The sequence below is a fragment of the Mesorhizobium sanjuanii genome (assembly GCF_002529485.1).
GTDB classification, from domain to species: Bacteria; Pseudomonadota; Alphaproteobacteria; order Rhizobiales; family Rhizobiaceae; genus Mesorhizobium; species Mesorhizobium sanjuanii.
This window is the reverse complement of the sequence record NZ_NWQG01000134.1, coordinates 1-14,659: the sequence shown is the minus strand read 5'-3', so window position 1 is coordinate 14,659 and position 14,659 is coordinate 1. Positions and strand designations below refer to the sequence as shown.

Annotated in this window: 14 protein-coding genes and 2 tRNA genes; 11 read left to right on the top strand and 5 right to left on the bottom strand. The window is 62.3% G+C overall.

The window, feature by feature from the left end; all coding sequences use genetic code 11:
• Positions 1–280 precede the first annotated feature (280 nt).
• Positions 281–1,453 (top strand): cystathionine beta-lyase, encoded by a 1,173-nt coding sequence (locus tag CN311_RS20150; RefSeq protein ID WP_097575479.1) that lies wholly within the window; start codon positions 281–283, stop codon positions 1,451–1,453.
• Positions 1,454–1,676: 223 nt separating this feature from the next.
• Complete coding sequence (locus CN311_RS20145; RefSeq protein WP_097575478.1) at positions 1,677–2,765, top strand: HPP family protein; 1,089 nt, start codon at positions 1,677–1,679, stop codon at positions 2,763–2,765.
• Between the two features lie 115 nt (positions 2,766–2,880).
• Here CN311_RS20145 and CN311_RS20140 read toward each other — a convergent pair whose 3' ends face one another.
• Entirely contained in the window at positions 2,881–3,795 is a 915-nt protein-coding gene (locus CN311_RS20140) for a crotonase/enoyl-CoA hydratase family protein (RefSeq protein WP_097575477.1), read from the bottom strand.
• A gap of 84 nt (positions 3,796–3,879) precedes the next feature.
• Between CN311_RS20140 and CN311_RS20135 the strand changes: the two genes are divergently transcribed.
• The 5 genes from CN311_RS20135 (at position 3,880) to cyoD (ending at position 8,758) form a co-directional block, all read left to right on the top strand.
• Positions 3,880–4,461, top strand: a complete 582-nt coding sequence (locus CN311_RS20135; protein WP_097575476.1) for a TetR/AcrR family transcriptional regulator — start codon at positions 3,880–3,882, stop codon at positions 4,459–4,461.
• Positions 4,462–4,693: 232 nt separating this feature from the next.
• Complete coding sequence (cyoA, locus tag CN311_RS20130) at positions 4,694–5,656, top strand: ubiquinol oxidase subunit II (RefSeq protein WP_097575475.1); 963 nt, start codon at positions 4,694–4,696, stop codon at positions 5,654–5,656.
• Positions 5,657–5,658: 2 nt separating this feature from the next.
• A complete protein-coding gene (gene cyoB, locus CN311_RS20125) occupies positions 5,659–7,662 on the top strand; it encodes a cytochrome o ubiquinol oxidase subunit I (RefSeq protein WP_165779772.1) in 2,004 nt (667 codons plus the stop codon).
• Positions 7,659–8,351 carry a cytochrome (ubi)quinol oxidase subunit III gene (locus tag CN311_RS20120; RefSeq protein WP_245440888.1) on the top strand — a complete coding sequence of 231 codons (693 nt, stop codon included), beginning with the start codon at positions 7,659–7,661 and terminating at the stop codon, positions 8,349–8,351. Before cyoB ends, CN311_RS20120 begins: the two co-directional genes overlap by 4 nt.
• Positions 8,348–8,758: a cytochrome o ubiquinol oxidase subunit IV gene (gene cyoD, locus CN311_RS20115; RefSeq protein ID WP_097575473.1), complete on the top strand. Its 411-nt coding sequence runs from the start codon at positions 8,348–8,350 to the stop codon at positions 8,756–8,758. The genes CN311_RS20120 and cyoD overlap by 4 nt, the downstream gene beginning before the upstream one ends.
• A 7-nt stretch (positions 8,759–8,765) precedes the next feature.
• Here the strand turns inward: cyoD and CN311_RS20110 are convergent, their stop codons facing one another.
• On the bottom strand, positions 8,766–9,992 hold the full coding sequence (locus tag CN311_RS20110) for an anion transporter (RefSeq protein WP_097575472.1): 1,227 nt from the start codon (positions 9,990–9,992) through the stop codon (positions 8,766–8,768).
• A gap of 396 nt (positions 9,993–10,388) precedes the next feature.
• Here CN311_RS20110 and CN311_RS20105 point away from each other — a divergent pair, with 396 nt between their 5' ends.
• The 3 genes from CN311_RS20105 (at position 10,389) to CN311_RS20095 (ending at position 13,070) form a co-directional block, all read left to right on the top strand.
• Positions 10,389–10,721, top strand: a complete 333-nt coding sequence (locus CN311_RS20105) for a hypothetical protein (RefSeq protein WP_245440887.1) — start codon at positions 10,389–10,391, stop codon at positions 10,719–10,721.
• Positions 10,722–11,019: 298 nt separating this feature from the next.
• Positions 11,020–12,096, top strand: a complete 1,077-nt coding sequence (locus CN311_RS20100) for a tetratricopeptide repeat protein (RefSeq protein ID WP_165779770.1) — start codon at positions 11,020–11,022, stop codon at positions 12,094–12,096.
• 92 nt (positions 12,097–12,188) lie between these two features.
• A complete protein-coding gene (locus tag CN311_RS20095; RefSeq protein WP_133117220.1) occupies positions 12,189–13,070 on the top strand; it encodes a hypothetical protein in 882 nt (293 codons plus the stop codon).
• 308 nt (positions 13,071–13,378) lie between these two features.
• On the opposite strand, the gene CN311_RS20090 is transcribed toward CN311_RS20095, so the two are convergent.
• Positions 13,379–13,455: transfer RNA gene (locus tag CN311_RS20090), tRNA-Arg, on the bottom strand.
• A 61-nt stretch (positions 13,456–13,516) separates the two neighbouring features.
• Positions 13,517–13,822: an ETC complex I subunit gene (locus tag CN311_RS20085; RefSeq protein ID WP_097575469.1), complete on the bottom strand. Its 306-nt coding sequence runs from the start codon at positions 13,820–13,822 to the stop codon at positions 13,517–13,519.
• A gap of 124 nt (positions 13,823–13,946) precedes the next feature.
• Between CN311_RS20085 and CN311_RS20080 the strand changes: the two genes are divergently transcribed.
• Positions 13,947–14,023, top strand: a tRNA-Pro gene (locus tag CN311_RS20080).
• A 226-nt stretch (positions 14,024–14,249) separates the two neighbouring features.
• Here CN311_RS20080 and CN311_RS20075 read toward each other — a convergent pair.
• On the bottom strand, positions 14,250–14,659 hold a 410-nt coding region (locus CN311_RS20075; protein WP_245440886.1), incomplete at its 5' end, for an HdaA/DnaA family protein.

The following is a 14,659-nucleotide window of genomic DNA, read 5'->3' as shown; positions in this document are numbered from 1 at the left end:
AATGACCGAAAGCGAAAGAGTTTGAAAACCAATTGCCTGAAATGCCTGAATTGCAGACAAACGCATCGGAAAGCAGCAAGCCACGCAAACAGAATTGGCAGACTCCGATTAGCCCAATCCGGGTTTCCCCCAGGGCAATCATCCTTGCGATCTACTTGGCATTGCGGCCACTTGGCCAAGAGAATTGGCATATCCGATGATTGCCGACTGGCGAGCGCCGGCTGTTGCACGGCCAATGCCGCCGCACTATGGCTAGCGTCTCACCACAAGGCGAAGAAGAATGGCACAAGACGGCGTCGACAGCATGGGCATAAACACGCGGCTTGCCCACTCGGGAAACAATCCGCACGACTATTTCGGCTTCGTCAATCCGCCCGTCGTGCATGCTTCGACCGTGCTCTATCCCAATGCGGCGGCGATGGCGGCGCGCAGCCAGAAATACACCTACGGCACGCGCGGCACGCCGACCACCGATGCGCTGGCCGCCGCCATCGACGCGCTGGAGGGTTCGGCCGGCACGATCATGGTGCCCTCGGGCCTGGCGGCGGTGATGGTGCCGTTGCTGGCCTTCCTGTCGTGCGGCGATCATGTCCTGATCGTCGATAGCGTCTATCACCCGACCCGCAATTTCGCCGACACGATGCTGAAGCGGCTGGGCATCGACGTCGAATATTACGATCCGCACGCCGGCGCCGGCATCGCGTCCCTGATCAAGCCCAACACAAGGGTGGTGTTCACCGAATCGCCGGGTTCCAACACGTTCGAGGTGCAGGACATACCGGCCATCGCTAAGGCAGCACATGCCGCGGGCGCCATCGTCATGATGGACAACACCTGGGCGACGCCGCTCTACCTCCGCCCACTCGACCACGGCGTCGACATCTCAATCCACGCGGCGACGAAATACCCGGCCGGCCATTCCGACGTGCTGCTGGGCACCGTGTCGGCCAACGCTGCCTGCTGGAAACAGCTTTGCGAGACCTTCAACACGATGGGATGCTGCGCCGGACCTGACGACGTCTACCAGGTGTTGCGCGGCCTGCGCACGATGGGCGTGCGCCTCGACCACCACCAGCGCAGCGCGCTCGACATCGCCGGCTGGCTCGAGGGCCAGAAGGGCGTGGCGCGCGTGCTGCATCCTGCGCTCCCCAGCCATCCCGACCACGGGCTGTGGAAGCGCGACTTCCGCGGTTCGAGCGGCATCTTTTCGATCGTTCTGGCGGGCGGCGGGCAGAAACAGCAGCACGCCTTGCTCGATGCGCTGAAAATATTCGGCCTCGGCTATTCCTGGGGCGGCTACGAGAGCCTTGCGGTGCCGGTCTTCCTCGGCGACCGCACCATCGCCAAAGGCCCTTATGACGGACCGCTGATCCGTCTGCAGATCGGGCTGGAGGATGTCGACGACCTCAAGACCGATCTGGCACGCGGCTTGGCAGCGGCGGCTAGCGCTTAAAGGACCGCTGCCAAACCGATTCCGCCAACTGGCGTAACGTCCTCAAAAGATTGATGAAAGGTTCGGCGCCGCTCGACCATTCGGCGTCGCTGCGCAATGTTATTTCCCTGCGCGGCGATTTTCCGGATCGGTTTGGCTTCCCAATTCAACGGGCCGGCTCCATTGCGGCGCGAACACGCCGAAATGGCGCATTGCAGATCCAGTTCAGAGTTTCAGGTACAGCATGGCCTTCCGCCTTTTCGTTCCCATTCTCGCCGGCGCGACGCTGCGCGAGCGCATCATCGCCTGTATCGGCGCGACGATCGGCATCGCGCTGACAGGCGCGATCGGCGGCCTGGTGCTTGGCAACGGCCCGCACGTGCCGCTGCTGGTGGCGCCGATGGGGGCATCCGCGGTGCTTTTGTTCGCGGTGCCGGCAAGCCCGCTGGCGCAGCCATGGTCGATCATCGGCGGCAACACCATCTCGGCGTTGGTCGGGGTGATCGTGGCGCATTTCGTGCATGAGCCCGTCCTTGCCACGGGCATTGCCGTAGCGCTTGCCATCGCCGCCATGTCGTTCACTCGCTGCCTGCATCCGCCCGGCGGCGCGGCTGCGCTTACCGCTGTGTTCGGCGGGCCGGCCGTCATCAGTGCGGGCTTCCTGTTTCCCTTCGTCCCCGTGGCGCTGAACTCCATCGTACTGGTGGCGCTCGGCTACGGCTTCCATATTCTGTCCCGACGCAACTATCCGCACGTGCCAGCCCCTCCCCCAAGGAGCGCGCATGGAACCATCGACCCGCCGGCGCGGGAGCGGGTCGGCTTCCGGCCCGAGGATATCGATGCCGCGCTTGGTGCGCTGGAGGAGACCTTCGATATCGACCGCAACGATCTCGAACGGTTGCTGCGGCAGGTCGAATTGCAGGCGATGGTGCGTTCGCACCGGACCTTGCTATGCCAGGACATCATGTCGCGTGATGTGATTTCGATCGATGAGCAGGCGCCTGCCGACAAGGCCCGTCATTTGCTGCTCGACCATAACATCCGCACGCTGCCGGTCGTCGATGGCGAAGCAAGGCTGATCGGCGCCGTCGGCTTACGGGAACTGACGCGAGCGGCGGAGGCTGTGAAGGGCGTGACATCGACGGCGGCGACCGCTTCGGCAAGCGCGCCGGCGATGAGCCTGCTGCCCGTGCTCACTGACGGGCGCAGCCACGCCGTCATCATCGTCGATGACGACAGGCGCATCCTGGGCTTGATCACGCAGACCGATCTCCTGGCGGCGGCGGCGCGGGCGCAGGCCGCAAACATGCCAACGGCGCAAGCGGCACAATAACCGCTGCCTGCAAAAGATGTGCAGGAACCTTTTGCAGAGCAAAGGTCGGCGGAACAAGGATGATCCCGCCGAAGGCATCGGCGAGCCTGACGCTGAAGACGGCCGAAGCGGTCGACTATTTCTGCCGCTTCCATCCCAACATGATGGGTCGCCTTGTGGTCCGGCCCTGATCCTGCTCCGCTGCCCCGTCCAGCGCCAGTGAGGCGCGCCTGGCTTCATCAGGCCGCGTGACATGCGTCCACGAGCCGTCATAGCTCGGCTTGCGCCGCGCGATCCAGGCGTCCAGCCCTTCGCGCAGATCGGCGGTCGGGGCCATGCGGGCGAACTGCTCGGCCTCGACCAGCAAGCCCTCGGCGATGCTCTGGTTGAGGCCGCGCGCCACTGCCGTGAGGATGCTCGCGACTGCCGCCCGCGAGTGGCGGCCGATGCGACGGGCGAGATCGAGCGCGGCCGGCATCAGATCCTCATGCGGCACCACCTGGTTGACGAGGCCGAGCTCTAATGCGCGCTGCGGCGAGAATGCCTCGCCCGTCAGCAGCAATTCGAGCGCACGCTTGCGTCCGGCGAGCCGCGGCAAACGCTGCGTTCCGCCAAAGGTCGGCGGCATGGCAAGATTGATCTCGGGCTTGGCGAAAAGAGCTCGTCTGCTGGCGATGGCGAGCGGCACCGCTTCGGTGATCTCGCAGCCGCCGCCAAAGGCAAGGCCATTGACGGCCGCGATGACGGGTTTGCGGAAGGCTTCCAACCGCGCCGTCAGCCGCTGGCCGCGCATGACGAAGTCGCGCAGCGCGATGTCGGCGCCGCTGGCAACGCTGACCGAAAATTCAGGAATGTCGGCGCCAGCGGAGAAGGCCCGCTCGCCGGCGCCGGTGAGGACGACCGCGAGGACGGTATCGTCGACTTCAATGTCGTCGAGAACCGCAAGCAGCCGGTCGATCAGGGCATGATTCAAGGCGTTGAGTTTTTCGGGGCGATTGAGGGTGAGCACCGCGATCCCGTCGCAGCTTTCGCTCAGCACAAGGTCGGTCATATCTTTCCCTTTCCGCAATGCGATGGCCGCAAAGGATCAGGTTCCTCATTGTATGTATATTCACTAGTCGGTATACATGACTACATGCCTGACGCTGCAAGCCCTACCCGCAAGCGCATTGTCGACGCCGCGACGAAGCTCTTCTATGGCCAAGGCATCGGCCGCGTCAGCGTCGACGCGGTGGCCGAAAAGGCAGGCCTGACTAAGCGCACGCTTTATTATCACTTCAAGAGCAAGGACGAGCTGATCGCCGCCTATCTCGATGGCCGCGATCAGCCCAATCTTAAACAGATGGCCGGCTGGTTCGACGATGCCGAAGGCGGCGCGGACAAGAAGGTGGAAGCGATCTTCACCAACCTGGCGCGCGTGACCCGCCACCCCAAATGGAAAGGCTGCGGCTTCCTGCGCACGGCGGCGGAACTGGCCTCGATGCCTGGACACCCCGCGGTCAAGGCCGGGGCGCGGCACAAGACCAGGTTCGAGACATGGCTGGCCGGCGAATTGTCGACCCACGGCATCGGTGAGCCGCAAATGCTGGCGCGCGAGATCGTGCTGCTCATGGACGGCGCCTTCTCGATCATGCTCATCCATCGCGATCCCGACTATGTCGAAGCGGCCGGACACGCGGCCGGTGTGTTGGTCAAGGTGAGGATGGGGGCGACTTAGATATCGGCACCCAACACCTCGGTCTCAATGAACTGCCGCTGAGCGCCATACCTTCTCGATCGTGGCCATGACGGAAGGGCTCCCGTGGTCGCTCGTCTAGACAAAGTCCTCGCAATGCGCGAGCATCCAGGGCCTCGTGCACGAGCGGCCATTGATGCCTTCACCATGGCGGATGCGATATCCGAAATCGACTAAGGCCTTGGTGGTCTGGCGCAGACGAGTAGGATGACGGATGCCAGTGTTGCCCTGTAAATCCAGGCCGGCACGCTCGTTTTTCTGGGCGCTTGCGGCTGCAAGCCTGTCCGGCTGCGCGGGCGGGGTGCTTGATCCGCAAGGCCCGATCGGTGCGGGCAACCGTACGATCCTGCTCAACTCGCTTGCGGTGATGCTGGTCATCGTCATTCCGACGCTGGTGGCGCTGCTTGCCTTCGCCTGGAAGTTCCGCGCCTCCAACAGCAAGGCCCGTTACGATCCGGAATTCACCTATTCGGGCCGCATCGAGCTGATCGTCTGGTCCATCCCGACGCTCACCATCCTCTTCCTTGGCGGACTGATCTATTACGGATCCCATCAACTCGATCCGCGCAGGCCGATCGCCTCCAGCCGGCCGCCGCTCGAGATCCAGGTGGTGGCGCTCGACTGGAAGTGGCTGTTCCTCTACCCGGAACAGGGTGTGGGAACGGTCAACCAGCTGGTCATCCCGGCCGGGGTGCCGGTGCATTTCAAGCTGACTTCAGCCAGCGTGATGAACACGTTCTTCGTGCCCCAGCTCGGCAGCATGATCTATGTCATGAACGGCATGCAGACCGAACTGCATCTGCAGGCCGACCGCGAGGGCGATTATTTCGGCCAGTCGGCGCATTTCAGCGGCGACGGTTTTTCGGACATGAATTTCCGCGTGCGGGCGGTCTCGGCCGAAGCCTTCTCGATCTGGGTTTCTTCCATGCATGGCGGGGGCGGCGTGCTGAACGCCGATGCTTACCAGGACCTTGCCCGGCAGAGCATCAAAGTGCCGCCCGCCTCGTTCGGCCATGTCCAGCCCGGCCTGTTCGACGCGGTGGTGCGCCAGACGCTGCCGCGGGGTCCGGGACCGACCGAGACCGCCGCCGGCGAGCCGCATGTCGGCCCGAAAGCGCAACCGGCGGCAGGCGCGCCGGCCATGGCCCATCAGCCACAGCCTGAAGAAGGAGAATGACGATGCTCGGCAAGCTCGACTGGTCGGCCATTCCCTTCGATCAGCCCATCCCGCTCGGCGCCGCACTCGTTGTCTTCCTGGCGGCCGCCGCGGTGCTGGGCTGGATAAGCGTGAAGGGATACTGGCCCTATCTCTGGAGCGAGTGGCTAACGTCCGTCGACCACAAGCGCATCGGCGTGATGTATATCGTGCTGGCGATGCTGATGCTTTTGCGCGGCTTCATCGACGCCATCATGATGCGCACGCAGCAGGTGCTGGCCATTCATGGGCCCGGCTATCTGCCGCCGGAGCATTACGACCAGATCTTTTCGGCCCACGGCACGATCATGATCTTCTTCGCGGCGATGCCCTTCATGATCGGGCTGATGAATTTCGTCGTGCCGCTGCAGCTCGGCATCCGCGATGTCGCCTTCCCGACGCTGAATTCGGTCAGCTTCTGGCTGACGGCAACCGGCGCCCTGCTGGTCAACATCTCGCTCGTCGTCGGCGAGTTCGCGCGCACCGGCTGGCTGCCCTACGCGCCACTGTCGGAGACGACCTATTCGCCGGGCGTCGGCGTCGACTACTATCTATGGTCGATCCAGATCTCCGGCGTTGGCACGCTTTTGACCGGCGTCAACCTGGTGACGACCATCCTCAAGATGCGCGCGCCGGGAATGGGCTATCTGCGCATGCCGATGTTCTGCTGGACGTCGCTTGCCTCCAACCTGCTCATCGTCGCGGCGTTCCCGATCCTGACCGCGACGCTCGCCATGCTGACGCTCGACCGCTATCTCGGCTTTCACTTCTTCACCAACGAAGCCGGCGGCAACCAGATGATGTTCGTGAATCTCATCTGGGCATGGGGTCATCCGGAGGTCTACATCCTGGTGCTGCCCGCCTTCGGGCTGTATTCTGAAATCTTCGCGACCTTCTCCTCAAAGCCGCTGTTCGGCTACCGCTCGATGGTGGCGGCGACGCTGTTCATCTGCATCGTCTCCTTCATGGTCTGGCTGCACCACTTCTTCACCATGGGCGCTGGCGCCGACGTCAATGCGGCGTTCGGCATCGCCACCTCGGTCATCGCCGTCGGCACCGGCGTGAAGGTCTACAACTGGCTCTTCACCATGTATGGCGGGCGCGTCCGTTTCGACACGCCGATGCTGTGGGCGCTGGGCTTCGTGACCACTTTCACCATCGGCGGCATGACGGGCGTTCTGCTCGCCGTCCCGCCGGCCGACTTCATGCTGCACAATTCGCTGTTCCTGGTGGCGCATTTCCACAACGTCATCATCTCGGGCGTGCTGTTCGGCGCCTTCGCCGGCTTCACCTACTGGTTCCCCAAGGCCTTCGGCTTCCGGCTGCATGAAGGCTGGGGCAAGGCGGCGTTCTGGGTCACCCTTGCCGGCTATATCCTTGTCTTCGCCCCGCTCTATGCGGTCGGCCTGCTCGGCATGACGAGGCGTCTTCAGCACATCGACATGGACATCTGGGCGCCGTACCTCAAGGTGGCGGCGTTCGGCATATTGGTGATGATCGCCGGCGCCGCGTGCCAGATTACCCAGCTTGTCGTCTCGATCCGGCGCCGCGAGGAGCTGCGCGACGAGACGGGCGACCCCTGGGACGGGCGTTCGCTGGAATGGTCGACCGCCTCGCCGCCGCCCGTCTTCAACTATGCGCGGCTGCCGCAGGTCGAGAACGAGGAACCCTACTGGACGATCAAGCAGCGGGCTCTCGAGGAGCAGGGCCCGGCCGACGAAGATAGCTACGAGCCGATCGAGATGCCGCGCAACAGCCCGACAGGCTTCGTCACCGCCTTCTTCAGCACGCTGATCGGCTTCGCGCTGATCTGGCACATCTGGTGGCTGGCGATCGTCGGCTTCATCGGCGCCTACGCCACCTTCGTCGTCTTCGCCTGGCGCGACCATGGCGACTACGAGATTCCCCCGGACGAGGTCGCGCGCATCGACGGCGAGCGCAAGGCCGCGCAGCTTGCCTGGCTGCGCAGGCGGGAGCGCGTGACATGAGCGACGCGACAGGCGCCTTTTCCAGCGACATCGCCGCCGGCAGCGCGACAAGCGATGCTTACCGACCGGGCCATGGACACGGGAACGCACATGGCTGGGCGACCGGTCACGGACAAGGCGGGCCGGCCTCGAAATTCGTCACCGTGGCTTACGGCTTCTGGATCTTCCTGTTGTCCGACATCATCATGTTCTCGGCCTTCTTCGCCGCCTACGCCGTGCTAGCCAAGGCGACCGCCGGCGGACCGACCGGCAAGGAGTTGTTCGACCTCACGCGCGTTGCGGTGCAGACGGGGCTTCTGCTCACATCGAGCTTCACCGGGGGTCTGGCGACACTCGCGACCCAGCGCCGGTCGATGGCGGGCACTCAGTTCTGGCTTCTGGTCACCGGCCTGCTCGGGGCGGCCTTCCTGTTCCTGGAGGTGCAGGAGTTCGCGGCGATGGCCGCCGAGCAGGCCGGCCCCTCGCGCAGCGCGTTCCTGTCCGCCTTCTTCGCCCTTGTCGGCTGCCACGGCACCCATGTCGGCCTCGGCCTGCTCTGGCTCGGCACCATGATGGCGCAGCTTTGGGTCAAGGGCTTCCGGCCGGAGATATTGCGGCGGCTGCACTGCTTCGGCCTGTTCTGGCACGCGCTCGACATCATCTGGGTCGCCATCTTCACCCTGGTCTATCTGCTCGGAGCATCGTCATGACCGACATCGACAGCCGGATCGACGAAGACCTCGATCGCCGCGATTCAGCACCTGGCGAGGAGCGCATCACCGAGCACGAGCCGGTAGGAGGGCTGCCGGGCTACCTGCTCGGCTTCGGCCTGGCGATCCTCTTGACCATCGCCTCCTTCCTCGCGGCGCAAACCGGCCTGATCTACCAGCCGGCGGTGATCTCGGCTTTGGTGGTGCTGGCGATAGCGCAGATGGGCGTGCACCTCGTCTTCTTCCTCCATCTGACCACGGGGTCGGACAACACCAACAACGTGCTGGCGCTCGCCTTCGGCGTGCTGATCGTGGCGCTGGTCGTGCTGGGGTCGATATGGATCATGGGCCATCTCAACCAGAACATGGCACCGATGAGCGCGCATCAGGCCGAGATGTTGCCTTAGCCGACAATCAGGACATCGCGGCCATCCACGCCGTCCCGGCCAGCAGCGTCACCAACGTCAGCGGCAGGCCGACCTTGAAGAAGGCCATGAAGGACAGTGTTTTGCCCGCCGCCCGCGCCTGCTCGGCGACGATCAGATTGGCCACGGAACCCAGCAGCGTAAAATTGCCGGCCAAGGTCGAGCTCATGGCCACCACCAGCCAGGCGCGCTCGGGGTTCTCCAGGCCGGGAATGAACGGCCGCAGCGCCAGCACCGCCGGAACATTGCTCATGATGTTGGACAGTACCGCGGTGAAGCCGGACAGGCGCCAGACATCGCCCAGGCCGAGGTCTTTTGCCGACGCGACGATGTCGGGCGTGAGCAGCGTCTTTTCGGCGCCCGCGACGACGATGAACAGGCCGGCGAACATGAACAGCAGCGGCCCGTCGATCTCGCGGTAGATGCGCGATGGCTTGATGGCGCGGGTGACCAGAAGGATGGCGCCACCGATGAGTGCCGCCTTGGCGACCGGAACCCCGGCAAAGAAGGCGATCGCCAGCCCGATGCAGACGACCACCGCTTTCAGCACCTGGCCCGGCAGCATGCGGCCGCGATAGACTTCGGGGCTGAGCTCGGTCTGGCGCGCGAATTCGGCCCGGTAGACGATGCGCACGATGACGATGACGGCGACGAGGCCGAACAGCGCGACCGGCGCAAGTGCCGCCGAAAAGGCCGGATAGGAAATCCCCGACAGCGCGCCGATGACCATGTTCTGCGGATTGCCGGTGATGGTGGCGACGCTGCCGCAATTCGATGCCGTGGCCGTGGCGATCAGGTAGGGAACCGGGTTGCGGTTGATGACGCGGGTGACGTGGACGACGATCGGCGCCATGACCAGGCAGATCGCGTCGTTGACCAGGAAGGCCGACAGGACACCGGTCAGCACCGTCACCATGATCAGCAGCATGAAAGGCGCATGCGCATGCTCGATGGCGAAAGCGCCGAGCGCACGAAAGGCGCCCGACACTTTCAGATGCGCTACGACGATCATCATGCCGAGCAGCAGCGTGACGGTGTCGAAACTGATGGCGCGGTAGGCGTCCTCCAGGCTGAGCGCGCCGATGGCGATCATCGCCGCGCCGCCGAGCAGCGCGATGCCCGCCCGATCGAGGCGCAACCCGGGGATCGTGCCGATGGCGACCCCGGCATAGGTCAGGATCAGGATCAGCAACGCCGCCGCGCCCATCAATGTCATTCGCAGATCGCCCCGTTCAGATCGCCCTGTTCAGATCGGCCCGTCCCCGCCATTGGCGAATACGGTCCACCCCTCTTCAACCGCGGACATGGAATGAACGCAGGCACTTGAGGTGTCCGCGACGTCGGCGAAGCCTGTTCGCCGACCGGACGATTAGCGATATCCGAAAAAAGCCAGGCTTCGCCAGCCTTTCCGGTGCAAATTGGAGCATATGTGTCCAGAATGGACCCAGAATAAACTGGCGATCCCGACGGGCTTAGAAGCCGGTGCTCTATCCAGCTGAGCTACGGGGACCACTGCGCCCACCGCTGGATTATCAGCCATTGCCGAGCCGCGGATAGAAGTGCGGGCGCGTCTTCCTTCGTTTGCATGCTTCGGTGATGTTCGTGATGATGCATGTATCTGAAGCCGGAGCCCCCCACCCCCCAACCGGCGAGGCCCGGCGCCGACATCTGTCCGCACCGGAGCGGGCACCGGACCGCTGCACTCGCCCTGCCAACGGTCGTGATGCCAGCACCAAGTCAATTTCTTGACGCCGAAGACAGGGCACTCTGCCAACGGGTGGCCGATCAAGTAACCGCCGATGCAAAATGGTACAGCACATCGATCGACAAGCATGTTCTGGCTTCGACCATACTGAGCCTCTTTCAGCATGGCGTCGTCAACGAAGCCAATTTGCTCGCGCATGTTCGCGCGCGCCGCCACGACTTCACAAAGAAAACCGGCTAGCATGGACCACGATTTGGGACCTCGACGAAGGGACATGCGGACTCGAACCGCTCCAAAACCCCTTCGGGCCAAAAGTGTTACCCATGTCTCCAGTATGAACCGCAACCCATGTCTCCGGGCCGTACACATGGAATTACTGGCGAGCTGGAGAGGATGAAACTGGGCACCACTATGTCATTGTGGGTGCTATATAATTCACTGCATCTAATCCGTTTTTGGTAAAGATGCGCTCGCGATTTCACAGTGGTAGATCGCGGCTATTCCGCTATAGTAGCGTATGTGGGGGGTGGTCAGCAAAATGCAGCGTTTTGTTCGTAATGCATTTCTCACGATCGCACTCATTTTCAGCAGTTTGGTTGCGGAGGCAGGTGAATCCCGCGTTGATTTAGCCGTTCAGAAGCTTAGCGACGCTGCCCATGATGGATCAGTTGAGGCAAAGGTTGCTCTCGGCAAGATCTACGACCTGGGTATCCTGGCAGACCAGGATTCGATCAGGGCGGCAGCCCTTTATAGGGAAGCTGCGGAAGCAGGTAGCGCAGAGGCTCAGACGCTGCTTGGGCAGATGTACTTTGGTCGTCCTGGCTTCCCGCGCGATGAAGCGAAGGCATTTCAGCTTTTCTCGCTCGCCGCTGACAGTAGGGATCGCCATGCGTTGGGATTACTGGCCGAATGTTATCGGCTGGGGTACGGCGTAGCCAAGAACGATGCTCAATCCGACACGCTCCGTGCGCAGGCGATTGAATCCGGGGACGGCTACTCAGCGTACTTGCAGTCCAATTTCGATAAAGGTCGCGCCGACTATCTGAAGGATATTGAATATTACGATCCGACATCGGAAGAAGCTCAGAAAACAAAGGCGGAAATTGCCCGACTCGATAAGTCGGCCAATGAGCTGGTTTTGCTTGCCGCAGAGCGCGGCGACCGCTTTGCGCAATACAATCTGTCGCAGTATTTCAGGCGCGGGCTTAATGGCTTTCCGAAGGATGACAGCGAGGCTCTGAGATGGCTTACGCTCTCGGCGCAGGGTGGCAATTTCTACGCCCAACACCTGCTGGGCGTCCTTTATAGGAAAGGCGAGGGCGTTCAGGCTGACAAGGCGCGCGGTGATCGATGGCTGGCGATTGCCGCCAGAAACGGACATCCCGATTCTGCGGAGATCATGGCGGACAAGAGCGTCGCAAGTGTTGACGTATCGGCCAGCGCCGTCTTGCTGGGCATTGCCGTGGCAGTGGTTCTGGCATCGGCCATTCATGAGTCCGACTCATCGGGTGGAACCACTTCCGCCACTCTGGAGGAAATGCCGGACATCAACCACCCATGTTACCTGAAGGACCTGATGAGCGATACCGACCGCGTGATGAACGCTTGTTATTAGAGTGCCGTGCGTCCATCTGGACGCACAAAGGATACAGCGCTTTCAAAAGACATGGACGGAATCAATAATGCGCTGAACTTCCGAGGGGTATGATGGGAAAGACTTTCGTAATTTCGTCAGCAGCCATACTTCTCTCGGTCTTGCCGGGTATCTGTTCATCTGTGCAGGCGAAGGAGGTATGGACTGCCTTTCCAAGTTCCGATCCACCAGCCGTTCAGATCAGTAAAACCGCCACGGACGGTCGGACCATTTTTCTTGGCGGATGCAACAAATTGCTTGGCGCAGGGCTGACAGGTACGTTTTCGGCTTATCAAGGAAATGCTCTCGCAAAGATAGATGATGAGTCCGAACCTGTGACATTCGAGATCACGGGCAAAGCAGGTACGGAACAGTTCGCGGGCGGTCTGCACTATATCGGCGGAGAAGATTCCTGGGGTATCACAGGGCTTCTGCAGCCCGACTTTGTTACGGCCTTCGGTCGTGGCGACATGCTGACCATTCGCAATGGAGGTGGGAAGACTGTGTTTTCCTTCGAGCTTCTCGGGTCCTCGAAGGCCGCTAAAACCATGCAACGTGTCTGCGGTTTCGCAACTGGCCCGTCGGTATCGGCTCCGCACTCATGGAATGCGATGAGCACGACCGCCATCTCGATCACAGGCGACATACAGATTTCCGAAAAGGAGATCCGGTTTGAGAATGGCGCGACGTTGCAACTGGCTCCCACCGATCATCTGGGAGTGTTTCGTGTCGCGAAGCCGACAAATCCGACGCTAAAGAACGGAAATGTTCTGTGCGGCCGGGAGCCACCGACGTTCGTGGTTTTCGGCCGGGATGGAAATACGAAAAGTCTGGATCGTTCTTCCGCTCTCTACCTCAAAATTTACAATGGCAACGAGATTCCACCGGCGTCCGATGCCATTGGGATGGATAATAGTGGCCGGGGATTCTGCGCTCTCTTTAACTACACGCGGTGAGTGACCGGGGGCGCTCCTGATTTGACGTTGCCCGGTTGTCGGTGAAGGCAACAGGCTGAACACCGTCAATTCTGGTGCGTTACCGCATTTTGGTTGAAGCAATAACGGCTCCGGGACTATCCCATGCGCGCCAACCTCCTTGACGGCCCGGTGCCGTTCCGGCGGGCCTATCTGCGCGCCCTGATTGACAACGTCGAAGTGGACGACACGGAAATCCGCATTCACGGAAGGCGGACGGTTCTGGAACGTCTAGTGATGGGCGGCGGGGCAGCTCCGGCCGGAGTGCCCAGAATGGACCCAGAAAAGACTGGCGATCCCGACAGGATTCGAACCTGTGACCATCGGCTTAGAAGGCCGGTGCTCTATCCAGCTGAGCTACGGGACCGCTGCGCCGACCTGAGGGCCGACTGAAACTATACGCTGGAATCAACTCCCGGCGTTGCCGGTCAATGCGTCCAGGGCGTCCTGCGGTCATAGCGGAAATTCTCCGCATAGGAAATCTGACGGCGTTTGGTTTCCTTCGGCTCCTCGACGCGGTAGGCGAGGCCCTCCTTCTGCGCATAGGCGACCGCTTCTTCCCTGGTGTCGAAGGTGAGCCTGATTTGGCTGCGCATGTCGCCCGACGTGGTATAGCCCATCAGCGGATCGATCTTCTTGCGCATCTCGGGATCGAATTCGAGCACCCAGTGGCCGGTCTTGGCCTTGCCGGATTGCATCGCGGTTTTGGCTGGGCTGAAAATGCGCGCGGACATGGCCACCTCGTTGCTGTGCAAGGCAGCGTCGCTACCTCTGGCCCGTCATTACTGCGCAATGGGGGCGGCGGCAAGGTTTTTGCACTTGCGTTGCCGAGCCGAAATCACTAGGCAACAGACCGTTCGGAGTGTAGCGCAGCCTGGTAGCGCATCTGGTTTGGGACCAGAGGGTCGGGAGTTCGAATCTCTCCACTCCGACCATCCAATCTCCCCCTTAAATCAAAACTGTCTGTAAGCGAGCTCGCCGGGCGAGAACCCCAACCGCCTACACTCCCGGCGAGCCTACTACCTGATTGATACGCATCAGGACCGGGATTAGCCGGCAAGCAGGGCATTGCAAGATGGATGCCAAGTATTTTTTCCCGAAATGGGACAGCAGCTGCTGGCCCTTTCCCGCTCGCCCAAGCGAAGCAGGGGGTTCCGCCACCTAAATATCGAACGCGCCCTGCCCCTCATCCATGGCGCTGACGGTCTCGGCGGCGAGGGCGCGGGTGATCGGCGTCTTGCGTTCGAGTGCGGTGCGATCGAGCCGTTCGACGACCCGCATGGCGGTCGCCAGCGAGCGCTCGATGCGGCGCACCAGATATTGCACGACATGCGGCTCGACCTCGATCTGGCGGTCGGCGAACAGCTTGGTGACGATGCCGGCGAGAAGCAGGTCGTCGGGTTCGTGGATCTCGACCGTCGCCGCCGCCTTCAGCCGCGAGGCCAGGTCGGGCAATCGGACACCCCAGGCGGATGGGAAGCGCCGCGCGGTCAACAAGAGGGTCGAGTGGGCGCCGCGCACCGCATTGATCAGATGAAACAGCCCTTCTTCATCGACCGGGCCGGCGTCGA